General features: G+C 71.2%; 23 protein-coding genes. 17 read left to right on the top strand and 6 right to left on the bottom strand.

Annotated features, from left to right (window positions below; genetic code table 11):
• Positions 1 to 541 precede the first annotated feature (541 nt).
• Together OIE67_RS20075 and OIE67_RS20070 are read left to right on the top strand one after the other, a co-directional pair.
• Positions 542 to 769 carry a hypothetical protein gene (locus OIE67_RS20075; RefSeq protein ID WP_326642519.1) on the top strand — a complete coding sequence of 76 codons (228 nt, stop codon included), beginning with the start codon at positions 542 to 544 and terminating at the stop codon, positions 767 to 769.
• 102 nt (positions 770 to 871) lie between these two features.
• Positions 872 to 2,503, top strand: coding sequence for a sensor histidine kinase (locus OIE67_RS20070; protein ID WP_326642517.1), 1,632 nt, complete (start codon positions 872 to 874; stop codon positions 2,501 to 2,503).
• Between the two features lie 267 nt (positions 2,504 to 2,770).
• Here the strand turns inward: OIE67_RS20070 and OIE67_RS20065 are convergent, their stop codons facing one another.
• Positions 2,771 to 3,685: a tyrosine-type recombinase/integrase gene (locus OIE67_RS20065; RefSeq protein WP_326642514.1), complete on the bottom strand. Its 915-nt coding sequence runs from the start codon at positions 3,683 to 3,685 to the stop codon at positions 2,771 to 2,773.
• Between the two features lie 500 nt (positions 3,686 to 4,185).
• Between OIE67_RS20065 and OIE67_RS20060 the strand changes: the two genes are divergently transcribed.
• From OIE67_RS20060 to OIE67_RS20030, 7 genes are all read left to right on the top strand, one after another.
• On the top strand, positions 4,186 to 4,617 hold the full coding sequence (locus OIE67_RS20060; protein WP_326642512.1) for a hypothetical protein: 432 nt from the start codon (positions 4,186 to 4,188) through the stop codon (positions 4,615 to 4,617).
• 143 nt (positions 4,618 to 4,760) lie between these two features.
• The gene (locus OIE67_RS20055; protein WP_326642510.1) at positions 4,761 to 7,685 is read left to right on the top strand and encodes a Tn3 family transposase; all 2,925 of its coding nucleotides are present in this window, start codon (positions 4,761 to 4,763) and stop codon (positions 7,683 to 7,685) included.
• Between the two features lie 92 nt (positions 7,686 to 7,777).
• On the top strand, positions 7,778 to 8,125 hold the full coding sequence (locus OIE67_RS20050) for a hypothetical protein (protein WP_326642508.1): 348 nt from the start codon (positions 7,778 to 7,780) through the stop codon (positions 8,123 to 8,125).
• 61 nt (positions 8,126 to 8,186) lie between these two features.
• Positions 8,187 to 8,558, top strand: coding sequence for a rhodanese-like domain-containing protein (locus OIE67_RS20045; RefSeq protein WP_326642507.1), 372 nt, complete (start codon positions 8,187 to 8,189; stop codon positions 8,556 to 8,558).
• Positions 8,555 to 9,031 carry a MerR family transcriptional regulator gene (locus tag OIE67_RS20040; RefSeq protein ID WP_326642506.1) on the top strand — a complete coding sequence of 159 codons (477 nt, stop codon included), beginning with the start codon at positions 8,555 to 8,557 and terminating at the stop codon, positions 9,029 to 9,031. The genes OIE67_RS20045 and OIE67_RS20040 overlap by 4 nt, the downstream gene beginning before the upstream one ends.
• Before the next feature lie 5 nt (positions 9,032 to 9,036).
• Positions 9,037 to 9,357: a hypothetical protein gene (locus OIE67_RS20035; RefSeq protein WP_326642504.1), complete on the top strand. Its 321-nt coding sequence runs from the start codon at positions 9,037 to 9,039 to the stop codon at positions 9,355 to 9,357.
• The gene (locus OIE67_RS20030) at positions 9,354 to 10,361 is read left to right on the top strand and encodes an arsenic resistance protein (protein WP_326642502.1); all 1,008 of its coding nucleotides are present in this window, start codon (positions 9,354 to 9,356) and stop codon (positions 10,359 to 10,361) included. Before OIE67_RS20035 ends, OIE67_RS20030 begins: the two co-directional genes overlap by 4 nt.
• 170 nt (positions 10,362 to 10,531) lie before the next feature.
• On the opposite strand, the gene OIE67_RS20025 is transcribed toward OIE67_RS20030, so the two are convergent.
• Together OIE67_RS20025 and OIE67_RS20020 are read right to left on the bottom strand one after the other, a co-directional pair.
• Complete coding sequence (locus OIE67_RS20025) at positions 10,532 to 11,347, bottom strand: sulfite exporter TauE/SafE family protein (protein WP_326642500.1); 816 nt, start codon at positions 11,345 to 11,347, stop codon at positions 10,532 to 10,534.
• A 94-nt stretch (positions 11,348 to 11,441) separates the two neighbouring features.
• Positions 11,442 to 12,170, bottom strand: a complete 729-nt coding sequence (locus OIE67_RS20020; RefSeq protein WP_326642498.1) for a sulfite exporter TauE/SafE family protein — start codon at positions 12,168 to 12,170, stop codon at positions 11,442 to 11,444.
• Between the two features lie 493 nt (positions 12,171 to 12,663).
• Between OIE67_RS20020 and OIE67_RS20015 the strand changes: the two genes are divergently transcribed.
• On the top strand, positions 12,664 to 13,605 hold the full coding sequence (locus OIE67_RS20015) for a tyrosine-type recombinase/integrase (protein WP_326642496.1): 942 nt from the start codon (positions 12,664 to 12,666) through the stop codon (positions 13,603 to 13,605).
• 310 nt (positions 13,606 to 13,915) lie between these two features.
• On the opposite strand, the gene OIE67_RS20010 is transcribed toward OIE67_RS20015, so the two are convergent.
• Positions 13,916 to 15,049: an alpha/beta hydrolase family protein gene (locus tag OIE67_RS20010; protein WP_326642493.1), complete on the bottom strand. Its 1,134-nt coding sequence runs from the start codon at positions 15,047 to 15,049 to the stop codon at positions 13,916 to 13,918.
• Positions 15,050 to 15,196: 147 nt separating this feature from the next.
• Here OIE67_RS20010 and OIE67_RS20005 point away from each other — a divergent pair, with 147 nt between their 5' ends.
• The 3 genes from OIE67_RS20005 to OIE67_RS19995 all read left to right on the top strand — a co-directional run bounded on the left by OIE67_RS20005 (position 15,197) and on the right by OIE67_RS19995 (position 17,989).
• Entirely contained in the window at positions 15,197 to 16,291 is a 1,095-nt protein-coding gene (locus tag OIE67_RS20005; RefSeq protein WP_326642491.1) for a sensor histidine kinase, read from the top strand.
• A complete protein-coding gene (locus OIE67_RS20000; RefSeq protein WP_326642489.1) occupies positions 16,288 to 16,959 on the top strand; it encodes a response regulator transcription factor in 672 nt (223 codons plus the stop codon). The genes OIE67_RS20005 and OIE67_RS20000 overlap by 4 nt, the downstream gene beginning before the upstream one ends.
• A 352-nt stretch (positions 16,960 to 17,311) precedes the next feature.
• Entirely contained in the window at positions 17,312 to 17,989 is a 678-nt protein-coding gene (locus OIE67_RS19995; protein ID WP_326642487.1) for a response regulator transcription factor, read from the top strand.
• Positions 17,990 to 18,002: 13 nt separating this feature from the next.
• Here the strand turns inward: OIE67_RS19995 and OIE67_RS19990 are convergent, their stop codons facing one another.
• On the bottom strand, positions 18,003 to 19,292 hold the full coding sequence (locus OIE67_RS19990; protein ID WP_326642485.1) for a sensor histidine kinase: 1,290 nt from the start codon (positions 19,290 to 19,292) through the stop codon (positions 18,003 to 18,005).
• 86 nt (positions 19,293 to 19,378) lie between these two features.
• On the opposite strand from OIE67_RS19990, the gene OIE67_RS19985 reads away from it, so the two are divergent.
• Genes OIE67_RS19985 through OIE67_RS19970 form a run of 4 tightly spaced genes read left to right on the top strand, consistent with a single transcriptional unit; the run spans position 19,379 to position 23,866 of the window.
• The gene (locus OIE67_RS19985) at positions 19,379 to 20,011 is read left to right on the top strand and encodes a hypothetical protein (protein ID WP_326642483.1); all 633 of its coding nucleotides are present in this window, start codon (positions 19,379 to 19,381) and stop codon (positions 20,009 to 20,011) included.
• Complete coding sequence (locus OIE67_RS19980) at positions 19,969 to 20,661, top strand: ABC transporter ATP-binding protein (RefSeq protein WP_326642480.1); 693 nt, start codon at positions 19,969 to 19,971, stop codon at positions 20,659 to 20,661. The genes OIE67_RS19985 and OIE67_RS19980 overlap by 43 nt, the downstream gene beginning before the upstream one ends.
• Positions 20,658 to 21,335 carry an ABC transporter ATP-binding protein gene (locus tag OIE67_RS19975; RefSeq protein ID WP_326642478.1) on the top strand — a complete coding sequence of 226 codons (678 nt, stop codon included), beginning with the start codon at positions 20,658 to 20,660 and terminating at the stop codon, positions 21,333 to 21,335. The genes OIE67_RS19980 and OIE67_RS19975 overlap by 4 nt, the downstream gene beginning before the upstream one ends.
• Positions 21,329 to 23,866 (top strand): FtsX-like permease family protein, encoded by a 2,538-nt coding sequence (locus OIE67_RS19970; RefSeq protein WP_326642476.1) that lies wholly within the window; start codon positions 21,329 to 21,331, stop codon positions 23,864 to 23,866. The genes OIE67_RS19975 and OIE67_RS19970 overlap by 7 nt, the downstream gene beginning before the upstream one ends.
• 686 nt (positions 23,867 to 24,552) lie before the next feature.
• On the opposite strand, the gene OIE67_RS19965 is transcribed toward OIE67_RS19970, so the two are convergent.
• Complete coding sequence (locus OIE67_RS19965; protein ID WP_326642474.1) at positions 24,553 to 25,158, bottom strand: superoxide dismutase; 606 nt, start codon at positions 25,156 to 25,158, stop codon at positions 24,553 to 24,555.
• Positions 25,159 to 25,182: the final 24 nt, after the last annotated feature.

The following is a 25,182-nucleotide window of genomic DNA, read 5'->3' as shown; positions in this document are numbered from 1 at the left end:
GCGTCCTCTGTACCCCGAGGGCAACGGTGTCTGCACGGTCCGGGTTCGGTCCCCGGCCGCCGTTCGCCGCCTTCCAACGGCTCGGCCCCTGTTCACCACGGTCAGCAACCCGTCCCGCAGTGTGGACATGACGAGGCATCAGCAAGGATTCACGGTCGTTCGCCCTTCCAGCCTTCCCCTCGCCTGTGGCCCCCGGACGGAACGGGCACCCTTGGGCTTTCCTCTGGGCTCCGCACCCCACGATTACCCGCAGCGCACGCCAGAGCAGGGACAGGTCTCAGACACTGACCTGGATCACGGTCCCGACATCGTCGGGCCTCCCTTCTCGTGACCACTCACAACGTGCGACCTCATGTCGCAACCAAAGATGTCCCCAGCCGCCAGGTAACGGAATGAGACATCACGATTGCGATTCGTGGTCGTTTTCGTGGTCGTTTCGGGGGTCCCGGTAGCAATGAAGAAATTTCCAACGAAGTATCCTCTGACCTGGATTCATACGGACCCCTATGGCCAAGGTCTCGATTCGCTTACGGTGTTGACCATGAGCGACGACAAGCCGGAGTTCGGGTACGGCGCGGGCGGTCGCCCGTTGTGGACGGCGCGGGACCGGGATGCTGAGGTCATCCGGACGGTGCTGCGCAAGGCGGGGCGTCGGGAGTTCAGCGAGCGCCACGGCGGGTTCGTCGTTGAGGGCGGCGGCGATGGACGGCCGTTCCACGTCGCGTGTGCCGATGACGGTGAAGCGTCCGCGCAGGAACTCCGGGGGTGAGGAACCGGCGGACAGTCGTTGGCGCTGAGAAGGATTTTGATTGCAGCGAGATCGCTCCAGGTCGTGAAGATCCCTCAGCTCGTTCCCCGGTACGGTCTTGGCATGCGGTGGAAAGGGTTATGGATCAACCTTGCGCTGGGTGCCTGCGGGATCGGGCTGGACCTGCTCCTGTCGGGTAAGACCGCCGGTCCTGCAGCTCCACTTTGGCTGGTCATGATCTTCTCTGTGCTGGTCGGTGCCCCGATGGCGGCAGTCCGGCGCTTCCCGTTCAGCGTCGCGTGCTACCTTGCCGCCCTCCTCGTCTACACCGACCACATCGGCGCGTTCACCTCCAACACCGCCCAGATCCTGCTGTGCGTGTCGATAGCGCTGGTCGGCCATCGCTCCCGCCGCCGGCTGGTACCCGTGGCGATCCTGTGTGGGACCGTCGCCACCGCACTCAACCTGGCCGATCCCGGCATGGCGCTCACCCCACGACGCTGGCTGTTGTCAGTGGTGGTCAGCCTGTTGCCCGCGCTAGTCGGCGCTTACTTGCGCGGGCCGGCGGGGCGCCTGCCTGAGCCGGATGCCACGCCGGACGTGTTGCTTGCCGGTGGCGGCATGGCGCTGGCCGTGCTGGGAAGCTGGACGAGCTGGCACACCAGTGCGCAGCCCCTTTGGCTGAATGGCTTGCTCGTCATCGTGGCCGGGTCAGCGCTCGGGATGGCGCGCAGGCTGCCCGCGCTGGTCTTCGCCGTCGAGTGCCTGGCGCTGCTGGCCGCCGGCCAGTACCTGGCCGGGGCGGCCAGCGCGGTCCTGGTCCTGGTGTTCATCAGCGTGGCGGTCTTCTCCATGCGAGTCATCTCGTGGGCATGGACGGCGCTGATCTACCTGGTCGCCTACGGGCTGGGATTGTCCATCGCCGTCAGCGGCGCGCCTAAGGACATCCCACTCAGGGCACTCGTCCTGCTGATCGTGACGATCACTCCTGTGTCCATCGGCCGCTATCTGCACGCCCGGCAGGTCGCGGCGGCGTCGGAGAGGCTTCGGGTCCAGCAGTACGAAAGGCTCGTCCTGACACAGCTGCGGGCCGACGAGCTGGCCATGCGGGAGCACCTTGCGCGCGAGGTGCACGACGTCGTTGCCCACCACGTCGGTGCCATCGTCCTACGGGCCGGAGCGGCCCGATTCGCGGTCTCTGACGGGCCGGCCGCGCAAGCCTTGAGCGACATCCGCGACACCGGCCATCAGGTCCTGGAGGACCTGCGCGCTCTGCTCGCAGTGCTGCGGGACGCTGAGGAAGGGCCCGACCTGCTCGCCGACCCGGGAGACGTGATCCGTGACTCGGCCGAGCGCATATCTCAGGCCGGTCTGACGGTGGAGCTCGACGTCGATCCGGCGACCGACGACGCGCCGCTGGTCGTCCGGGCCTCGGCCGCCCGCATCGTGCAGGAGGGGCTTACCAACGTGCTCAAGCATGCCGGTCCGGGCACCAAGGTCGACGTCACCTTGCGCATGCGGGACGGCAGCATGGCCGTGGAGATCATCAACGAGCGGCCCCCGGCCGAACGGCAATCGCTGCCCTCCTCCGGACACGGTCTGATGGGCATGCGCGAGCGGGCCGACGCCCTCGGGGGGACGCTGTCAGCGGGCCCACATGGCGACGGCGGCTGGTGCCTGAGCGTGACCCTGCCGTGTCAGCCTTCACATGGGGATGACGCCTATGGTCGAGCCGACGCCGCGGACCACGCATAACGCACCTGCAGCTGTAGGGCCGATCACCACCGAGTCGGCATCGTGATCGCTAAGGTCTTCAACTGGGAATTGTTTTCACTCTCCCGCCTGGCGCTGATCGTTCTCAGCGAACGGCTGTCAGCAGGTTCCTCAACGCCGAACTCGCCCGGTACTCCGAAGACCTGCGCAAGGCCGGGTACCTAGTCGAGTCTGACGCTGACAATGACCAGGTGCTGCCGGTTCCGGGAGTCTTCCTGACCGCGTTCGCTCCCGCGCGTGGGCTGGAGGTCAGCGGGGACGGCGGCGCTGGGCGGGGTCGGCTTCGGCGGTGATGCGTGCGGAGGTCTCCTCGCCCAGGCGGACGTAGCGGCCGAGGCTGGCCAGGTGTTGGTGGCGGCTCTTGGCCTGCAGCTCCGGGGCGGTCCGTCCGGCCTGCGCGAGATGTTGCAACGCACTGTGCCGGAGTTGGTGCAAGGTCCATCCCTGCCGGTGTGGGTCGAGGTCGGCGGAGGCGGTCTTGAACAGGTATTCGGCGCGCGGGTAGGACAGCCGCCCTCGCCCGGTGGTCGGGCAGATGTCACCGCGGGCGGGCGCGCGAGTTCCGGAGGTGGGGGCGCGCCGGTCGGCCAGGAACACCGGTCCGGCGGTGCAGCCGGCTAGCAGGCGGGGCAGGAGCCGGGCGGTGACGGTGGCCCAGTGCACGTATTCGATGGCGCCGCCCTTGGAGACGACGCGGGCGCGGCGGAACTCCAGGTCGAGGTCTTCGACGTTGAGGCTGAGGATTTCCTCGGCGCGGGCGGCCGTGTCGTACAGGAGCCTCCACAGCACCCGTTCGCGCAGGGCGTGTGCGGGGTCGGTGAACAGCTTGTCCAGCCGGGTGGCCGGGATGGCGCGGTCGCCGCGGCGGGCGGGTTTGCGCCGCTCCAGGCGCCGGGCGGGGTTGGTGGCCAGCAGGTCCTGGCGCTGGGCCCAGGTGGTGAAGGAGACCAAGGCGGACAGGTGCCGGTTCCAGGTGGCGGCGGCCGCGCTCGTCCAGCGGTCCATCACCGTGGCGTACTGCTCGGGCGTCAGCGCGGCGACCGGATACTGAGGCCCGGCTACGGCGGTCAGGCGGGCGAGGGTCTCGGCGTAGCCGGCGCGGGTGGTGGCCGCCTGCACCGACTCCAGGAAGCGCTCGATCACGGCGGTCAGCGGCGCCTTCATCGGCGCGGCGGGCGAGGGACCGCGCGGGGGTCCAGCGGCCGGGAGCGGCGGGCCGGGAGCGGCGGGCCGGGGAAGGACACGACGGACACGGACGTCCTCCAGGCAGGCGATGTGACACATAATGTAGCCGAGTCGCCGTCGCGGCGGCGGACACCGAGCTGGGCGGACACGGTCCGCAGAGGGTCGCTGTGACAGATAATACAAGTTCTGTGTCACATGGGCGGAGGCAGGCCCACAGGGCCGTGCCCGCGATTTCATGGCGGATCTTCTCCACACCTTCGATCGACGGGCAAGGGGGTGGCCACGAAACGGCGTGTCGGATGTGCCGGCCCGGACGGGCTGAGCCAGCAGGGTGAGCTGAACTGGGACGCGGCCCAGGATCGCCCCAGCTACCTGCCGGCCGGGTACGAGGGGCAAGCGGACGGCCAGAGGGAGCGTTAACCACGCTGCCTGCCTCCGGTGGCCTTCCTGGACTGCGGGCCGGGACGCATGATGGCGTCATGAAGCTGACCACGGCTCAGTTCTCGATCACCTTCGCCCGCTGGTCCAGGATCGCGGCCGCCGTCGGCGGCGCCGTGTTCCTGATCAGCATGGTGACGCCGTTGCGTGGTCCGTTGCGGGTCGGCGTCCCCGTCAGCGTGGCCTTCATGGCCCTGGGGGCCATCGGCCTGTACCTGGCCCTGCGCGGACGGCATCGCCGCCTGGAACTTCTTGGTCTGGTCCTGGCCGGGGTCGGTCTTGCCCTCGGGCTGGTCGGGATGGCGGGCTCGGCGTCGGGGGTCATCGATCCGAATCCCTGGGCTCCGGTCATCAATACCGGTGAACATGTGGGACTGGTGTTCATCGGTGCCGGAATGCTGACCTGGGGAGCGCTGGCTCTGGTGACGGCCTGGACCTCCTATAGCTACGGCGAGCCGCCACCCCGGTCCTGAGGCTACTTGGGCGATATGCGAAGAGTTAGCTATCGATTTCAGTACGTAGTTGTCTCAGGTGACGCATACCTTCCGGTAACCCGCTCGGGCTTCTCGATGGTGATCGCGCCCGTTGATGGCATCGGCCTGGGGAGGACTCCGACGTGCGTACCGACTGGGAACAGGATGAGCTGATCAGCGCGTGGACCCTTGTGGAGGGCGATTGGGACCTGGTCGGGGAAAAGGTGGAGGCCGGCAGACTCGGTTTCGCCTTGATCTTGAAGTTCTACGAGATCGAGGGTCGGTTTCCCGCTTATCTCGAGGAGATCCCGGTGGCTGCGGTGGAGTACGTGGCGTCGCTGGTGAAGGTCGAGCCGGGGCTGCTGGCGAAGTACTCCTGGCGAGGCCGGACCATCGAGCGTCACCGGGCGCAGATTCGCAAGAGGTACGGCACTCGCGCGGCGACCGAGGCCGATGAGGAGCGGCTGGCCCAGTGGCTGGCCGATGAGGTGTGCCCGGTCGAGACGAACCGTGATCGCCTGGCCGAGGCGGTGCGGGAGCGGTGCCGAAGCACGAGTATCGAACCGCCGGCCAGTGGCCAGGTGGAGCGGGTTGTCAATTCCGGGTGCCGCCGTTTCGAGGAGTCCTTCGCCGAGCAGGGGATGGCGCGGCTTGGCCCGATCGTGTGTGCTCGGTTGGAGGAGTTGCTGGCTCGGCCGCACGTGCTGGCCGAGTTGAAGGCCGACCCGGGGCCGCTGGGGCTGGACACCCTGCTGGTGGAGATCGGGAAGCTGGCGACCGCTCGCTCTCTGGGATTGGGTGAGGCGGTGTTCATCGAGATCTCCGATCAGATCGTGGCGGCGTGGCGGGGCCGGGCGATGCGGATGTATCCCTCGGACTTTGCGGCTTGCTCGCCGCCGGTGCGCTACACGCTGCTGGCGGCGTTGTGCTGGACGCGGCAGGCCGAACTCGTGGACGGGCTGGTGGAGTTGCTGATCGGGCTGATCCACCGGATCAACGCCCGTGCCGAGCGGCGGGTGGAAAAGGAACTGATCGGGCAGCTCGCCGCGGTGCCCGGCAAGCGCGGCATCTTCACCAAGATGGTGAACGCCGCGCTGACCAGGCCCGATGAGACGGTCCGGCAGGTGGTCTTCCCCGCGGTGCCGGGCGGGGAGAAGACGCTGCGGGCACTGGCCAAGGAGCTGATGGCCACCGAGCGCGTGGTCGCCGAGCGAATCCGTTACCAGCTGCGCGGCTCCTACTCGCACTACTACCGGCGGATGCTGGCGCCGCTGCTGGCCGCGCTGGAGTTCAAGTGTCACAACACCGCCTACCGGCCGGTGATGGACGCGATCGAACTGCTGGCCCGCTACGCGGGCGTCGACTCCGACCAGCGGCACTACGCCGCGGCCGAGACGGTGCCGATCGACGGGGTGGTGCCCAAGGCCTGGCTGGACGGCGTCGTCGACGACGGCGGCCGGGTGGAGCGCATCCCGTACGAGCTGTGCGTGCTGATCGCGCTGAAGGACGCGCTGCGCCGCCGCGAAATCTATGTCGAGGGCGCCGGCCGCTGGCGTGACCCCGATGAGGACCTGCCCGGCGACTTCGAGGACAACCGGGACGTGCACTACGCGGCGCTGGCCAAACCGCTGGATGCCACGGAGTTCATCACCGGCCTGAAGACGCGGATGCGGGCCGCCCTGGACAAGCTGAACACCGGCCTGACCCAGGGCAGTACCGGCGGGGTGCGGATCATCACCCGGGGCGGCAAGCCGTGGGTGAGCGTCCCGAAGCTCGACAAGCTGCCCGAGCCGAGAAATCTCGGCAAGCTCAAGGCCGAGGTCCAGCGCCGGTGGGGCACCATCGACCTGCTCGACATCCTCAAGGACACCGCCTTCATCACCGACTTCACCGACGCCTTCACTTCGGTGGCCACTCGCGAGGTGCTGGACAGGCAGACCCTGAACCGCCGGTTGCTGCTGGTGCTGTTCGCGTTGGGCACGAACATGGGGATCCGGCAGATGGCCGCGACCGGCGACCACGGCCAGGACGAGGCCGCGCTGCGGCACGTGCGCGCGACCTATGTCACCCGGGAGAACCTGCGGGCGGCGATCGTGGCGGTGGCCAACGCCACCTTGGAGGCCCGCGATCCCACGTGGTGGGGTGAGGCGACCAGCACCGCCTCAGACTCCAAGCGGTTCGCCTCCTGGGACTCCAACCTGATGACTGAGTTCCACGCCCGCTACGGCGGATACGGCGTGATGATCTACTGGCACGTCGACAAGGGCCGGTTGTGCATCTACTCCCAGCTCAAGTCGTGTTCCTCCTCCGAGGTCGCGGCGATGATCGAGGGCCTGCTGCGGCACTGCACCAACGCCGAGGTCGAGGCGAACTACACCGACACTCATGGCGCGACCACGGTCGGGTTCGCCTTCACCGAGCTGCTGGGATTCAAGCTGCTGCCGCGGCTGAAGAACATCGGCGCGATCGAGCTGTACAGCCCTGAGGCCACTGCGACCTCTTGGCCGAGGGTGGACAAGATGCTCAAGAAGCGGCCGATCGACTGGGAGCTCATCGCCCGTAACTACGACCAGATGATCAAGTACGCGACAGCGCTGCGACTGCGGACGGCCGAGACCGAGCAGGTGCTGCGCCGTTTCATGAAGGGGAACGGGCCCAAGCATCCGGTCTACCTGGCCTTGGAGGAACTCGGCCGGGTCGTGCGCACGATCTTCGCTTGCGATTATCTCGCAGATGAGCAGCTACGCCGGGAGATCAACAGCGGCTTGCAGGTCGTGGAGAACTGGAACAGCGCCAACGACAAGATCTTCTACGGGCGCGAAGGAGTTCTGACCGGGGCCGATCGTGAGCACGCCGAGGTGTCCATGCTCACCCTGCACCTGCTGCAGTCGGCATTGGTGTTCATTAATACCCAGCTCCTTCAGGCCGTTCTGCGAGATCCGCAGTGGGCCGGCAAGCTCACCGAGGAGGACCGGCGCGCGCTCAGCCCGCTGTTCTGGGCTCATGTGAACCCCTACGGCCGGTTCCGCCTGGACATGGACACCCGGCTCGACCTCACCGCGGCCTGAGCGGACCACCGGCGGTCGGGTTCTTGCGGTGGGAGAACGGTCCGGTCGCAGGACTTGCATCCGGTACCTAGGTACAGGTTTACCGTCGAGGTATGACACAGAACGTCGCCCTTGACCTGGGATGGGCTCCCTCCGCGTGCACTCTGCCCACCGCCGAGCAGCCGCTGCGGGTGGCCGAGTTCGACGCCCTGTTCACCGAGGCGGTCCAGGCGGTGCAGCGCCCCGAGCCGACGCGGCTGCGGCTGGAGCTCGTCTTCAGCCCGGAGCACGCAGCCCGGGCCGCCGAGCTGGCCGCGCGGGAGAACGGCTGCTGCTCCTTCTTCACCTTCACCCTGACCATCGCCGACGGCAGCCTGGCGCTGGAGGTGACGGTCCCGGCCGAGCACATCGAGGTGCTGGACGCGCTGAGCGAGCGCGCCGGCGCGGCGGCGCGCTCGTGAGGCGCTCGGGTGAAGCGCTGGTGAGCCGGCCGCGGAACGCGGCCGTGAGGGGAGGCTGGTGATGGAGCGCATCACGCGTGAGGACCTGCTCGCCCTGCTGGAGAGCGGGGGCGTGCAACTGGTGGAGGCACTACCGGCTGACGCCTTCGCCGCCGAGCACCTTCCTGGCGCGCGCAACGTGCCGGATCAGGTGTCGGCCGAGCTGGCCGAGCGGGTGGCGCCCGATCGGGCCGCCCCGGTGGTGGTCTACTGCTCGGGCCCGTACTGCAACCGCTCGAAGATAGCGGCTGCGGCGTTCGTCCGGCTCGGGTACGCCGACGTGCGCGTCTACGCGGGCGGCAAGGAGGATTGGGCGCAGGCCGGGTTGGCCTTCGAGGGCAGCCGCGCGAGCACGATCAGCGGGGCGGCCGCCGTGGCGGGGCGGCCGTCGTGAGGCAGGACATCGTGCTGCAGGGCGGCCGGGGCGGGGCGTATCTGCGCAGCGGGCAGGTGGCCGAGCAGGCCGGGGTCAACCTGCAGACGCTGCGCTACTACGAGCGCCGGGGGCTGATCGCCGAACCGGGGCGCAGCCCGGGCGGGCACCGTGCCTACCCGCCGGAGACCGTCACCCTGCTGACGGTGATCAAGGCCGCGCAGCGGCTCGGCTTCACCCTGGAGGAGGTGGCCGAGCTGATCGATACCGGCCGGCGCGGCCATCCCACCCCGGACTTGCGGGAGCGCGCCCAGGCCAAGATCGCTGAGGTGGAGGCGAAGATCGCCGGCTTGACCACCATCCGGGCGGCGCTCGTCCAGGTGGTCAGCGCGGGCTGCGACAGCCTGACCCACTGCACCTGCCCCGACTGCCCCCTGCCGTTCGCCGACCTGGCCGAAGGCAACCGTGCCTCCAACCCTCATGAGGAGAGCTGACCGCTGTGAGCACCGACCACGACCACCGCGCGTCCACCGGACCCGTCACCGTCCCTCTCTCCACGCGCGGCGGCGGGCCGGGCGAGCGCATCACCGACGGCGGCGGGCCGCCGCTGCGCAGCAAGGTCACCGCCGCCATCGCCTTCCTGGCGTGCGCGGCCTGCTGCGCCCTGCCGGTGCTGATCGGCGCCGGGCTGCTCATCGCCGCCGCGGCGGGCATGTGGTGGCTGCACCGCCGCTCCACGCCCCCGGCCCTGAACAGGTCAGGCCGCGCCGGTACCGTCACCTCCGGCGATGGGACGGCACGAGCGGGAGATGAGCGGTGACGCAGCAGGCACAGCAGGTGCCCGGCCCGGCGGCGGGGACGCTGGCGGGGATGGTGGCGGGGATGGAGCGGCACCAGGTCGCCGTCTACGTGGGGGCGATCGCCGCCGGTGCCGTGGCGGGGTGGGCCGCCCCCGGGCTGGGGCCGGTGCTGGAGCATGCGATCAACCCGGTGCTGGCGGCCCTGCTGTATGTGACGTTCCTGCAGGTGCCCGCGGCCGACCTGGTGCGCTCGCTGCGCGCGGGCCGGTTCCTGGCGGCCGCGCTGGTGGTGAACTTCGCCGTGGTGCCGCTGGTCGTCGCGGCCATGTTCGCCTTCCTGCCCGCCGACCTGGCGGTACGCCTCGGCGTGCTGCTGGTGCTGCTGACGCCGTGCGTCGACTACGTGATCGTCTTCTCCGGGCTGGCCGGGGGCGATGCCCGGCGGCTGCTGGCCGCCACGCCGCTGCTGCTGCTGGCTCAGATGCTCGCGTTGCCGGTGCTGCTGGTGGCGTTCATGGGCGAGCAGCTGACCGCGGTGGTCGAGCCGGGGCCGTTTCTCGAGGCGTTCGTGGTGCTGATCGTCATCCCGCTGGCGCTGGCCTGGCTCACCCAGGCGTGGGCGGCCCGCCGCCCGGCCGGGCGCGCGGTCGCCCACGGGGCGGGCGCGGCGATGGTGCCGCTGATGGCGGCCACGCTGATCACGGTGGTCACCTCGCAGGTGCCCAAGCTGGATGGCAACCTGGCCGCGGTGGCCGGTGTGGTGCCGTTCTACGTGCTGTTCTTGGCCGTGATGGCTGTCGCCGGGCTGGCCGTCGGCCGCCTGTTCCGGCTGGACGTGCCGGCCGGGCGGGCGATCGTGTTCACCGGCGCCACCCGTAACTCCCTGGTCGTTCTACCGCTCGCGCTGGCGCTGCCGGACGCGCTGGCCATCGCCGCTGCGGTGGTGGTCGCCCAGACCCTGGTGGAGGTGATGGGCATGGTCGTCTACGTCCGCCTGGTGCCCCGGCTGCTACCGCCGCGCTGACCTCGCGCGCCATGCTCGGAGGCGTTCACTCGCGGGTGGCTCCGCGTGTCCCTTCCGCATGAGGTTGTCGGAAGGGACACGTGCTGGCCTGCGGGACGATACCTAGGTCCGAACGGTTTCGCGTGGGGTTGTTCAGGTACCTGTCGGCGAGACGGTCGGTGCCGTAGAGATCAGGTGTGGCGGGCCATCTTGACGGCGGAGATCAGCAGGACGACGGCCAGGATGGGGATGAGTACCAGGTCCGGGATGACGCCGAGCAGCAGGCCGCCGAGCAGAGCGCCGGTGATGGAGCCGGCGACCATGACGGCGACGAAGCGCAGGTTGGCGCCCAGGACGGCGAAGCTGCCGTCGCGGCTGTAGCGGGCGAAGGCCACCAGCATGGTGGGCAGGGAGACCACCAGGGACAGACTGCCGGCGGTCTTGATGTCGACGGCGTACAGCAGCACGATCGTGGGGATCAGCAGTTCGCCGCCGGCGACGCCCATGATGGCCGCGACCACGCCGATGCCGAACCCGGCCGCCACTCCGGCCACGGCCTGCGCCGGGCCGGGCAGGGCCAGCGCGCCCAGGCTGGTGGTGTGGGTGAGGACCAGGGCGGCGGCCATGAGCACCATGAGGGCCGCGAGCACCTTGTAGAGGGTGGCGGTGCGCATCCGCACCGCCCAGGAGGCTCCCGCCCAGGCGCCGAGGAGGCTTCCGGCCAGCAGGTTGACCGCGACGCTCCAGTGCGCGGCCAGCTCGGCAGCGGGGACGGCGGCCAGCCGGGCGGGCAGCGCGGTGAGGACGACGATGAGGCTCATCGCCTTGTTCATGATGACCGCCGCCAGCGCGGCGAACCCGAACAGGCTGATCAGCAGCGGGAGCCGGAACTCGGCGCCGCCCAGGCCGATCATGCCGCCCAGCACGCCGACCGCCGCGCCGGCGGCGAAGGCTGATGGCAGCGAGCGCACCACACGCGCGGGGACAGCAGCCTCTTCCTGGGTCATGCCGATCAGAGTAGACAGACGAGCAGACCGGCTGCGCCTGCCCACCTCACCACCACGGACGTCTTCACGTCCGAGATGGCCCTAGATGCGCAGGTCAGCCACCGGTGATAGCCAGCAGCAGCCCGGAAGCGATCAGCCCAGCCTCGACTAGGAGCACGAACACGTGGGCGGGCAATCGGTCGACGATCTTCTTGCCGGCCCAGGCGCCGGCCGCGCTCGCGGGGGCCAGGGCCAGTCCGGTGGCGGCGCTGGTGGCGGTCAGCACCGCGGCGGCGCCGAAGACGACCAGCTTGGTCAGGTGCATCACCACCGCGGCGGCTGCCTCGGTGCCGATGTAGGCGCCGCGCAGCAGTCCACGGGCCAGGAAGAACGGGGCGACCATCGGCCCGACCGAGCCGACCAGCGCGGAGCCGAAACCTGAGGCCGCCCCGACAGCGGCGAAGGCCTTGTCATCCAGCCGGGCCGCGTGCGGACGCCAGCGCCGCCAGGCGACCATGACCAGCAGGAACACCCCGATGACGCGAGTCAGCGCAGTCAGTGGGACAGTGGCGAACAGCAGCGCGCCGGCGATCGCGGCCGGGACCGCCCCGATGGCGAAGATGCCGACCAGACGGCGGTCGACCTCGGCCCGGTTGAACCACACCCGGCTGCCGTTGCTGGCCAGTTGCGCGACGGTCAGCACCGCCACGGCGTCCCGGGGGCCCAGGACGGCGACGAACACGGGCAACAGCAGCACGCCGCCGCCGAACCCAGCCACCGCCGACAGCGCCGCGGTGGCGAACGTCGCGGCCACCATCACGATCACCAGCAGCCCCGTGTTCATGGCACCGCATTGTTCCCGCCGGCCCCCAGCCGTCCAAGACCGGGGGGTGCCGTGGCGGGTGGTCACAGGCCGGCAGGCCCAGGGTCGGGCGCTTCCCAGGCGGTCAGATGCCGGCCAGGATCGGTTTCCTGCTGCTGCGCTGATTGATTGATCAGGTCGGTGAGGGCTTGCCGGTCCTGCGCGTGACGGCGGCGGTCGTCGCCAGGCCACCGTGCGGACGGTCGCCGGCGGCATCGGGGGATGTGGGCAACCTGCGGATGCTGGTGATGGTGGACGCGAGCGGGCCGCGGCAGGGGAACGCAACCGGCCACAACACGCCCCCCCGCGTGGCGTGGCCAAACCGATGTACGTGATAATGGTCTATTATCACGTACATGAGCGATCATGGCGGCGCGACGACCTGGAGAACGTCTCGCCGGGGCGGTGCGCGACTCCGGCACGTTATCCGGTACATCCCCCGGGCCGGTGCCACGACCGCCGGGCGGCGGCCGGCATGAGCGCCGTGCCGAAGGTCACCGCCCTGCGCGGGGAAGGCGTCAGCCTTGCCGTGGCCGCCGACGCCTTTCTCGCCACGCCGCGCACAGCCAACCCCAACACTCACCGCGCCTACGCCTCGGCCATCGACCGCGTCATCGCGCTGCTCGGCCGGGACCGGCCGCTCGCCGACGTCACCGACGCCGAGATCGGCGCTGCGCTCACCAAGCTGTGGGGCCGATGCGCGCCGGCGACTTGGAATCGCAACCGCGCCGCTGTCACCTCCTGGCTGCTCTGGTGCCAGACCAAGAAGCACTGGGCCGCCCCGTCCGTCCCGGCTGAGGCCGAACGCCGCAAGGAGAACGTCGACGAGACCCGCTCGGTCGCCAAGAGCACGATCCACCGGCTGCTGTCACGCCGCGACGTTCCGCTTCGAGAGAAGACGCTGTGGCGGATGCTCTACGAAACGGCGGCCAGAGCGGCTGAGATCCTGGCGCTGAACGTCGAGGACCTCGACCTGGAGCATCGCCGCGCCCCGGTCCGGTCCAAGGGCGGCTCGATCGAGTGGGTGTACTGGGACAGCGGCACCGCTCACCTGCTGCCCCGCCTGCTCCGGCTCCCGGACGGCAGCACGCGCACGCGCGGCCCGCTGTTCCTGTCCGAACGCCGCCCCGTCCCCGCCCGCCGCCCGGCGGCCGCCGACATCTGCCCGCACACCGGCCGCGCCCGCCTGGGCTACGACCGCGCCCGCGTCCTGCTGGAGAAGTACGCCGGCCTCGATCTGCACCAGCTGCGCCACAGCGCCGCCACCCATCTCGGCGAGGCCGAGGTCCCCTTGCAGCTCATCATGGGCAAGACCCGGCACAAGAACCCCCGCACCGCCATGCGCTACGTCAAACCCGGACCTGAGGCCATCGCCAAGGCCACCGAGGTCCTGGCACCCCGCCCCCGTACCCACTGATCAACCCAGGGGCGGCTCGCTGGAGCGGTAGGAGGTCCCCGGCCATCACGTCACGGATCCCTAACAGGCGAAGAAGCCCCAGGTCGCTACCGCTAATTCCTGCACTCAGCCTCCTCGAAGGCCGGTAGGCCAGGCGAAGGAGCACAGCCGATCATCATGCCGCACTTGGTTCCCTCTCCTGGGTGGCCGGAGCTCGCGCCGCCACGCGAAGCCCTCGCAGGGTTATGACCTGGGCGGATGTGATTATCGGCAGGCGCACTGCCGAAGAGTGCGCACCGGAGTTCGCCGGCCGGTGCGGGGTGTGGCTGACTTACCTGGTGTAGGTGACCTCGGGGAAGCGCGGCGTCGGCCCGTCCAGCAGTGGCGGCTTCTTGCCGCGCAGGAACCGGTCGAAGAAGGCGAGCGGGTAGGCCCGCTGGAAGGCCAGCGCCCGCTTCGCCGGTATCGTCCCGACGGACTCGTCCAGTTCGTCCTTCGGCAGCCCAACCAGGGGTGCGACCGTTCTGACGAACTGGGCGTCGTCGCCGAAGGAGTTGTGCGCGGCGCCCTTGACGGTCAGGTTGAGCCGCCACCCGCGCAGGTTCTTCCAGAACGTCTGCAGCACCGGGTTGGTGGCCAGCCCGCCCTTGCCCGGGGTGTCGACCACCAGGTACGGGCGGTCCAGTCCGGCCTCGGCGACGGGGCCGAGCACCGCGCCGTCGAGGCCGAGCCCGGCCTTGACGCGCTTGTCGGCGTACATGGCCGAGGAGGTGGTTGCGCCACCGAGGGAGTGGCCGAACATCCCGATCCGCTGCATGTCCAGCACCCCCGACAGCCCGGCGGGAAGCTGGTGCGCGGTCAGCTGGTCGAGCACGAACCTGGCGTCGTCGGCGCGTACCTTGGCGGCCTTGACGAAGTCGGTGATCTCACCCTTGGGGTTGGTGGCGACCCGGCCTCCGGGGAACTCGACGACGGCCGCGTCGTAGGTGTGGTCCATGGTCACCACCACGTAGCCGCGGCTGGCCAGCTCCTCCGCCACGCCGGTGCCGTAGGAGCGTGAGGCGTTGGCGCCGGGCGAGTACAGGAGGACAGGCAGCTTCCCGAGGCGTCGGTCGGCGGGGGCGCCCTGGTGCCCGTCGGTCGTGCCCAGCACCAGCTTTCCCGGTGGGACGCCGAGGTCGTGCAGGTAGCGGTCGGCCGCCGCCTGCCCGAGCCACGGCGCGAGCGGATATCCGGCTGTCTTGCGCGCCGGGTACCAGATGCTGATCATCAGCTCGCGCTGGTGCCCGGCGACCCACGGGTCGGTTCTGGCTTGGTCGATCAGGTGCAGCGCGACCGTGCCGATCTTGTGCGGACCGGTGGGGGACGGCGGGTCGAACCGCACCGGGGCCGTGGCCGCGCCGGCCGGGCCTGCTGTCGCGGCCAGGAGCGCGGCGACGCCGATCAGGAGAGTCGTTCGTTTCATGCTCTCCACGCTGTCGTCCGGGCCGGTGCACGGCATCGCGCCGGGGAAGGATCCTCGCCTCAGCCCAGGACGCTACCCAGGAGCGTCGCTCCTCCTCGCGGACGAGGTCGCTTCCCCGCGGGTGACCTGCGTGGATACTGTCGGCTGGTGAACGAGACCCTGGTGGTGCACAGGCTGCGCCACGGCCACTGGGTGGCCCTGGACGTGGCGGTCGCGCTCCTGCTGGCCACCGCCTTCGCAGCCGCGGCTCAGCTGAGTACGGGCCTGCCGCAGGCCGTGGCTGTGGCCGCCCTGGCCGCGCTGCCGGTCGCGACCAGGCGCGGGTGGCCGCTGCCCGCGCTGTCGCTGTCGCTGGCCGCCGCGGTCGCGGCACTGCTCATGGGGGTCGAGTCCGCATACCTGCCGGTCGCCTTCGTGCTGTACTCGGTCGGCGCCCAGGAGCCACGCGGGCGGGCGGTCACCGCCTTGGCCGGGTCCCTCGTCGCGGTGACCGCCGCCCTGCTCGCCGCCGGGCCGTCATGGATACAGGCGCTCGGCGGCGCGGGATTCGGGCTGGCCCTGATGGGGCTGTCCTGGACGGCCGGGCTGGCCGTGCGCGAACAACACCTGCACGCTGCCCGTACGGCGGAGCGGGCCAGGGTCGAGGAGCGGCTGCGGATCGCCAGAGACCTGCACGACGTCGTCGCGCACAGCATGAGCCTGATCACGATGAAGGCCGGGGTGGCCGGGCTCGTCGCGGAGAGCCGCCCGCAGGAGGCGCGCGAGGCGCTGCACCTCATCGAGACCACCGGCAGGCAGGCGATGCGAGAGATGCGTGCGATGCTCGGCATGCTGCGCTCGGAATCCGGAGCCCCGGGCACCGCGCCCGCGCCCCGGCCGGCGGACCTGCACGCGCTTGCCGCGCACGCGGGGGTCGAGGTGGACCTGCGGGTCGAGGCCGAGGACCTGCCCGAGGGGGTGGGGCTGGCCGTGTATCGGATCGTCCAGGAGGCGTTGACCAACGTGGTGAAGCACGCGCGAACCGGCTGCCGGGTTCGGGTCACCGTACCCGAGCCAGGGATGGTGGAGGTCGAGGTGACCGACGACGGCAGGGGGACGCCGCGCGACGGCGGCGGGTTCGGGCTGGTCGGCATGCGCGAACGCTGTCTCATGTACGGCGGTCGGTTCACCGCCGGTCCGCGCCCGGAGGGCGGGTTCCGCGTCCTGGCCCGGCTGCCGTACACGCTGAAGGAGACGCCGTGATCAGGGTGGCGATCGCCGACGACCAGCCGCTGCTGCGCGCCACCCTGACCATGCTGGTCGGCACCGCCGACGACATGCTCGCCGTCGGCGAGACGGCCACCGGCGCGCAGGTCGTCGAGCTGGCCGTCCGGACCCGGCCCGACGTGGTGCTCATGGACATCCGCATGCCCGATGTGGACGGGCTGGAGGCGACCCGCCGCATCCGGGCGGACCCGTCGCTTTCCGACGTTCATGTCATCATCCTGACCACCTTCGACCTGGACGAGTACGTGTACGCGGCGCTGCGCGCCGGGGCCGGCGGGTTCCTGCTCAAGGACATCCCACCGGCCGACCTGCTGGCCGCGATCCGCGTCGTCGCCTCCGGCGAGGCGCTTCTGGCCCCCACGGTCACCCGCAGGCTCATCGCCGAGTTCACCCGCGCGGCCGCGGCCGCTCCGCTGCTCGCCCGCGACCTGGCCACGGTCACCGGACGCGAGCGTGAGGTCCTGGCCCTGGTCGCCCGCGGCCTGACCAACTCCGAGATCGCCGCGCACCTGGGACTCGGCGTCGCCACCGTCAAGACCCACGTGCGCCGCCTGCTGTCGAAGCTCGACGTGCACGACCGCGCCCAGCTCGTCATCATCGCCTACGAATCAGGCCTGGTCACCGCCGCCAAGCGGAGCGGGTAGCCGACCACGACTAGATGGAGATGAAGAGGCAATGGCCTGCTTCCTTCTTCTGCTCACGTTACGGTGACAGGTGAGCCGTGTGCGGTGACAGGTCGCATGCAGGGTCGGGTACGCGCGTCGGCGTCTACGACCCCAGCAGGATGGGCCAGATGCTGTTCGCCATCTCGGCCGTCGGCGCTCAGCTGGATTGTGCGTTTCCCCTCGTAGCGTGGAGAAACGCACCGGCTCCGGCGTTTCCTCATGCCAGGAAACCCCGCCGCCTGCTGCACGGCTGCTCAGCTCTCCTCTTCGCGGTGGAGTGGCCATCGATGATTCGGCCCGGCTTGGCAGCGCAGCTCATACCATCGGCCGCATGGCATGTGTGCTGGTCGTGGAGGACGATCTGGTGATCAGGTCCGAGCTGGTCGAGGCGCTGGCCGCGCAAGGCTACGAGGCGGAGCCGGCCGCGGACGGGGCCGAGGCGTTGCAGGCGGCCGAGCGGCATCGGCCGGATCTCGTCCTGCTGGATCTGGGGTTGCCCGATGTGGACGGGGTGGCGCTGTGCCGGCGGTTGCGCTCCAGGGTGCCGGAGACGGTGATCGTCGTGCTGACGGCTCGTACGCAGGAGTTCGAGGTCGTGGTGGCGCTGGATGCGGGGGCCGATGACTACCTGACCAAGCCGTTCCGGCTGACCGAGCTGATGGCCAGGATCCGCGCGCACCTACGGCGGCGCGGCCCGGCACCAGGGGACCGGATACTGACGGCCGGGCGGCTGCGGCTCGACCTGCCCGCGCGGCGGGCCTATGTCGGGCAGGACGAGGTGGTGTTGCGGCCCAAGGAGTTCGACCTGCTGGCGGCGCTGGTCAGCCGGGCGGGCGAGGTGGTGACGCGCGAGCAGCTGATGGACGAGGTGTGGGACGTGAACTGGTTCGGCCCCACCAAGACGCTGGATGTGCACGTGTTCGCGCTGCGCCGCAAGCTGGCCGAGCACGGCGAGCCGATGGAGCGGATCGTCACGGTGCGGGGGCGCGGCTACCGCTACGAGCCATGACCCGCCCCCGCCGTCAGGCGTCGTGACCGGGGAGCAGCAGGCTGAACAGCGGGGGCCTGGCGCGGCTGAGTACCAGCCGGCCGCCTTCGGCTTCGGCCAGTGAACGGGCCAGGGCCAGGCCGATGCCGTGGCTGTGTCCGCTGGACCTGATGAACGGGTCGCTATCGGGGGCCACGCCGGGCCCGTGGTCGCTGACCTCGACGGCCGTGCCGGGGCCCACGTCGGAGACGGTGACGGCGACCTCTCCCTGGCCGTGGCGCAGGGCGTTGTCGAGCAGGACGCGCAGGATCTGCCGGACGGCGGCGGGCTGGGCGGTCACCGGCGGCAGTGCGGGTTCCACGGTGATGGTCAGGCGGCGGCCCTGCCGGGCCAGCGGGCCGTGCCATTCTCGCCGGATCTCCTCCATCAGCGCGTCCACGTCGAGGCGTTCGGCGGGCGCGCGGCTGTCCCGGCTGAGCCGTACGAGATCGTCGAGGACTTCCTGCAGGCGTTCGCCCCTGGTCAGCGCCGCCTGGACCGCCGGGGTCAGGTCCGTGCCGGGCCGGGACAGCGCCGATTCCAGGCCGAGCAACAGGCCGGTCAGCCCGGTGCGCAACTGGTGGGAGACGTCGGCGCTGAAGGCCCGCTCGCGGGCCAGCACGTCGCCGAGGCGGCGCGCTGTCGTCTCCAGCGCGTGTGCGGCCTGGTCGGCTTCGCGTAGGCCGGAGGGGGCGGCGCGGACGCTGAAGTCGCCGCCGCCGAGTGCCTGCGCCGCGGCGGTGAGCCGCTCCAGAGGCGCGGCGAGCCGGGCCGACTGGCGTACGGCCGCGCCCGCGGCCAGCGCGATCACGATCAGCGCCAGCCCGCCCATGAGCAGCCACGCCTGATGGATGCGCTGCTCGACCTGCGCGTTCGGCGTCGCCACCCGGATGATCAGCGCGGGGCCCTCGTCGGAGGGGACGGGGGCGGACACCGCCAGGAAGCCGTCCTCGACTGCGTCGTGGACCCGGCCGTCCTTGCTGGAGGCGGCCAGGCGTGAGTGGGCGGGGCCGTTGCCGGACAGCCGGGCGCCGGCCGTGGTGTAGCCGCCGATGGACAGGTCGCCTGGCACTTCTGTGGGCAGCTTCAACGGCCCCCGTGGTTCGTCGGGGACGGCGGCGGCGACCCAGGCGGCGTCGCGTTGCAGCGCGGCCACCGTCTGGTCGTGGTAAAGAATGTTCACCGCGATCGCCAGGGGCACCAGGAAGAGCGCGACGGCAAGGGCGGTCACGCTGACGATCACCACCAGCACCCGCCGCCGCAGCGGCACGCCCTGCGCTGTCACCCTTCCAGGGTGGCAGATGGAAGGTAAACGCCCCGCTAACCCGTTGTTGAGCGGACGCTTGCCGGCCTGTTCCTAGCGTGGGAGACATGAAGGTACGGCAGAGCGTCATCGCCCTGGTCACGGCAGGGCTGGCGGCAGGCTGCTCGTCAGCCATGCCCGCCCAGACCCAGGCCCAGCCTCAGACCCGGCCTCAGACGCAGACACAGGTACAGACACACGCACAGGCGCCCGCGGGCAACGACACCCCGGCTCCGCAGCCCACGGAGTCGAATCCGCCGGGCGACATCCCGGACGACACGATGTTCGTGGCCTACCGGCACCCCGGGCAACCGTATGAGGTGAAGGTGCCCGAAGGGTGGGCGCGCACGGACCTGCCCACCGGGGCGAGCTTCACCGACAAGCTCAACAGCATCCGCATCGAGACCAGGCCCGCCGCCTCCCCGCCGACCGAGGCGTCGGTCAGGAGCCAGGTGCACACCGGTGACATTCGCACGGTGGACACGGTGGCAAGGAACGGCGGCAAGGCCGTGCGGATCGTCTACCGCGCCGACAGCAGCCCCGACCCGGTCACCGGCAAGGTCGTCAAGGACGAGGTCGAACGCTACGCCTTCTACCGGAGCGGGCGCGAGGCGGTCCTGACCCTGTCCGGGCCGGTCGGCGCGGACAACGTGGACCCGTGGCGCACGGTCTCCGACTCCTTCCACTGGACGGCGTCGTGATCGTGCAGGCCGACGAGCTCTACCGGTTCTACCGGTCGGGCGATGAGGAGACCAAGGCGCTGCGCGGCGTCAGCCTCGATGTCGCCGCGGGCGAGGTCGTGCTGGTCAGCGGCCCTTCCGGGTCGGGCAAGTCCACGCTGCTGGCCTGCCTGGGCGGGCTGGACGACCCGGACGGCGGCACCGTCAGGGTGGACGGTCACCGCATCAGCCACCGGCCGGAGGCCGAGCGGGCCGCGCTGCGCGCCCGGCTGGTGGGCGTGCTGTTCCAGAGCGGCAACCTGATCGAGCACCTGACGGTCGCGGCCAACGTCGATCTGGCCCAGCGGGTGGCGGGGCGGCGCGATCGTCGCCTGCGCGATGAGTTGCTGGACGGTCTGGGGCTGGCGGCCAGGGCGCGGGCGTGGCCGAGTGAGCTGTCCGGGGGTGAGGCGGCCCGCGCCGGGCTGGCGGTGGCCCTGGCCAACCGTCCGGCGCTGCTGCTGGCCGACGAGCCAACTGGCGAGCTCGACCAGCACACCGAGGGGCCCGTGCTGCGGCTGATCCGCCGGCAGGCCGGTGAGCGGACCGCCGTGGTGATCGCCTCGCACAGCCCGGCCGTGCGGCGGCTGGCCGACCGCGTCCTGGAGTTGAAGGACGGCCGGGCGACATGACCACGCAGGCGCAGGACCGGGAAGCGGGCATGACCGCGCTGGTCACCTGCCAAGGTTTGGCCCGCTCGTACGGCAAGGGGACGAACGCCCTGGTCGCCGTGCACAGCGTCACCTGCGAGCTGCGGCCAGGGCAGCAGGTCGCGGTCACCGGCCCGTCGGGGTCGGGCAAGACGACGCTGCTGCACCTGCTGGCCGGGCTCGACCGGCCCACGGCGGGCCGGATCACCTGGCCCGCCCTCGACGACCACCCGCGCGGCCACGTCGGCGTGGTCTTCCAGGGGCCCAGCCTGCTGACCCCGCTCAACGTCGCGGAGAACGTCGCGCTACCGCTGATCATCGCCGGCGTCGGCGACGCCGAAGCCAAGGAACGGGCGCTGACCGCGCTGAGTGCGATCGGCCTGGCCGGCCTGGCCACGTCACTGCCCGAACAGCTGTCGGGCGGGCAGGCGCAACGCGTCGCGGTCGCCCGCGTGCTGGCCGCCGAGCCGCGCCTGATCATCGCGGACGAGCCCACCGCGCAACTCGACTCCGGCCTGGCCCGCCACGTGGTGGACCTGCTCACCGGGGTCGCCTCCCGGCTGGAGGCGGCCCTCGTCGTCGCCACCCACGACCCGCTGGTCGCGGCGCGGCTGCCTGCCACCTGGACCATGAGCGACGGAGCACTGTCATGCTGATCCTCATCTGGCTGCGCGGCCTGCTGGCCCGCCGGACGGGCAGGCTGGCCGCGGCCGCGGCGGGCATCGCGCTCGCCGTGGCACTTCCCGCCGCGCTCGGCGCGTTCCTGGCCACCGCCAAGGCCACCATGACGGCCCGCTCGATCCAGCGGGTAGCGGTCGACTGGCAGGTCGAGCAGCAGCCCGGCCAGACCGTGTCCGTCCCGATGCCCGGCACGTCCAAGCGGATGAGCTTCGCCCGGATCGACGGGCTGGAGTCCCGCCAGGCCGGGCAGACGCTGACCACCGGCGCGGGCCAGGTCCTCGGCCTGCCCGCCGGCTATGCCGCCACCTTCCCCGGCGAGCTGCGCCTGCTCGCCGGCAACGCGAACGGGCCGCTGCTGGCCCAGCAGACCGCCGCCAACCTGCACGCCCAGCCCGGCGCCAAGGTCACCGTGCGCCGCCCGGGGCTGCCGGACGCGGAGGTGACGGTCACCGGGGTGGTGGAACTGCCCGCCGCCGACTCGCTGTTCCAGCGCGTCGGCGCACCGCCTGGCGCGCAGCCGCAGGCGCCCCCGGACAACGTACTGCTGCTGCCGGAGGGCGACTGGCACCGGCTGTTCGACGGCGTCCCGCGCGACCGGGTGCGCACCCAGTTCCACGTCCGGATCGACCACCGGCTGCCGTCCGACCCGGCCGCCGCCTACACCGCGGTCACCGGGCAGGCGCGCAACCTGGAGGAGCGCATGGCCGGCAGCGGCCTGGTCGGCGACAACCTCGGCGCGGCCCTGGACGCCGCCCGCGAGGACGCCCTGTACTCCCAAGTGCTGTTCCTGTTCCTGGGCGCCCCGGCAGTCGTGCTCGCGGCCCTGCTCGCCGGCCTCGTGACCCGCGCCGGGGCACCACGGCGGACGGCCGATCAGGCGCTGCTGCGCACCAGGGGCGCCTCCAGGAGCACGCTGGTGCGGCTCGCGCTGGCCGAAACCGCGTTGGTGGGCGTGACCGGAGCGCTGGCAGGATTGGGGCTGGCCGCGCTGGCCGGGCGGGCGCTGTTCGGATCGGCGAACGTGTCGTGGTGGGCCGCCGCCCTGGGACTGCTGGTCGCGGCCGTCACCGTGCTGCCGCCCGTGCTGCCGGCCGCGCTGCGCGCCACCACCGTGGCGGCCGCCCGCCGCCCGGTCGGCGCGGCGCGCCGCTCGCCCGCCTGGCTGCGGTACGGGCTGGACCTGTGGCTGCTGGCCGGATCCGCGGTGATCTTCTGGATCACCAGCAAGAACGGCTACCAGCTCGTCCTGGTCCCCGAGGGCCTGCCCCAGCTGTCGGTCGACTACTGGGCCTTCGCCGGCCCGGCCCTGCTGTGGACCGGCGCAGGCCTGCTCATCTGGCGCCTGACCAGGACGATGCCCATCACCTGGGCGGTGCGGCCGCTGACCGGGGGCCTGGCGGGCACCGTCTCGGCGATGCTGACGCGCCAGCGCGCGCCACTCGCCCGCACGGCCACCCTGGCCGCGCTGGCCGTCGCCTTCGCCGTCTCCACCTCCGTCTTCGACACCACCTACCGCCAGCAAGCCCAGGTGGACGCCGAGCTGACCAACGGCGCCGACGTCACCGTCTCCCAGACCACCGCCACCCAGGGGCAGCTCGCGGCCGTGCCCGGCGTCGCCCGGGTGGAGCCGCTGCAACACCGCTTCGCCTACGTCGGCTCCGACCTACAGGACCTGTACGGCATCCGCCCCTCCACCGTGCGCCTGCACGACGCCTACGTCTCCGGCGGCACCGCCCGCGAGATCCTCGACCGGCTCGCCCGGCAACCTGACGCGCTGCTGGTCAGCCAGGAGACCGTCAACGACTTCCAGCTTCACCTCGGCGACCAGGTGCGGCTGCGCACCGAGAACGGCAGGACCGTCCCCTTCCACTACGCAGGCGTCATCACCGAGTTCCCGACCGCGCCCCGCGACAGCTTCCTCGTGGCCAACGCCTCCTACCTGGCCCGCACCATGCCCGCCGACACCACGTACCTGATCAGCACCGACGGGACCCGGCCCAGCCAGGTCGCCGTCGACCTGCGCGGCAGGCTCGGGCCGACGGCGAAGGTCACCGACGTGGAGACCAGCCGCCAGGTCGTCGGCAGCAGCCTGACCGCCGTGGACCTGGCCGGTCTGACCACCATCGAGCTCGGCTACGCGCTGGCGCTGGCGGCCCTGGCCACGGGCCTGCTGCTGGCACTCGGCTTCGCCGAACGTCGCCGCACCTACGCGCTGGCCCGGGTGCTGGGGGCGACCCCGCGGCAGCTGGGCTCGTTCGTGTGGGCGGAGGTGGCGCTGGTCGGGGTGGCCGCGGCCGTGTTCGGGGCGCTGTGCGGGTGGGCGCTGTCGAGGATGCTGGTCGCCGTGCTCAGCGGGGTGTTCGACCCGCCTCCCGACGCGCTGGCCGTGCCGTGGGCCTACCTGGCCGTGCTGGCGGTCCTCGGCGTCGCGGCGCTGCTGGCGGCCGGGGCGGCGACGGTACGCGCCGCCCGCCGCCCGCCGTTGACGGTGCTGCGCGACCTGTGACCGATCCGCCTCCTGCTCGCGACAGGATCCCACCGGCCGCACGTTCTTCGACGACGGGGCCTGAGCGTAGGTCCAGGTGCGCCACGCTATCGACGCCCATGGCGACGCTTCGCCAAGGCCGGCACACAGCATGAAGGCGGTGTAGGAGTTCGGCCGACGAGCGAGGGCAGGGCTAGATCCGAGCTTCTCGACCCGGAGGCACATGGGTCGCCAGGTTGCGCCTGCCGGAGGGCCGCCTTCACGGGAGGGGGCACCGCGATGCTCATCGCCGTGCCGGTCCCCACCGTGAGCAGCGCCGCCACCCGCCAGATACAGTCCGAGCGCCGCGCCCGCTCGCGGATGTGTAGTCAGCCACCACGACGCGCCCGGGGAGGCGGACAACAACGCGTCGTGCAGGCCGACCCCGAGGCCGTGCCCCTGCATGCCCGGCTGATCGCCCTGGAACGCGGCTGCCAGGGTGAAGCCCGGCTTGAGCGGGTCGGCGGCGAGCCGTTCGGCGACCGCGCGAGCTGCTTGCCATGGTTCGGTCCAGGGCGGGCGGGTGAAGACCTGCGCCACCACCTCCGCCACGGCGGCCAACAGGCTGTCCACCTCGCCCGGCGGGATGAACCGGATCTCGCAAGGGGCGGCGCCCGCCTGGCCCCGCGGACCAAGCTCGGGCCAGGCGGGCGTCGCCGGCATCGGGGCTACTTGGCGCCGCGGGCGGCGTCGTAGCGGGCAATGACGTCGTTCCAGTTGATCAGGCCCCACAGCTTCTCGACGTAGTCGGGGCGCACGTTGCGGTACTGCAGGTAGTAGGCGTGCTCCCAGGCGTCGAAGACGAGCAGCGGGGTGGTGTTCATGCCGACGTTGCCGTGGTGGTCGTAGACCTGCTCGACGACCAGGCGGCGGCCGAGCGGCTCCCAGGCCAGCACGCCCCAGCCGGAGCCCTGGACGGTGGCGGTGGCGGTGGTGAGCTGCTTCCTGAAGGCGTCGAAGGAGCCGAAGTGCTCGGTGATCGCCTCGCCCAGCTCGCCGTCGGGGCGGTCGCCGCCGTCGGGCGACAGGTTCTGCCAGAAGATCGTGTGCAGGACGTGGCCGGACAGGTTGAACGCGAACGTCTTCTCCAGCCCGACCAGCCCGCCGAACTCGCCCTTGTCACGGGCCTCAGCCAGCTTCTCCAGGGTGTCGTTGGCGCCCTTGACGTAGGCCGCGTGGTGCTTGGCGTGGTGCAACTCCAGGATCTCGCCGGTGATCGCGGGCTCCAGCGCCGCGTAGTCGTACGGCATATCCGGAAGGGTGTAGTCGCCCATCGGTCTCTCCTCCACAACTCCTAC

Source organism: Nonomuraea fuscirosea, from assembly GCF_035917475.1.
Classification (GTDB): Bacteria; Actinomycetota; Actinomycetes; order Streptosporangiales; family Streptosporangiaceae; genus Nonomuraea; species Nonomuraea fuscirosea.
Note: the sequence above shows the minus strand (reverse complement) of the source record. Positions and strands in the feature narration are given on the sequence as shown.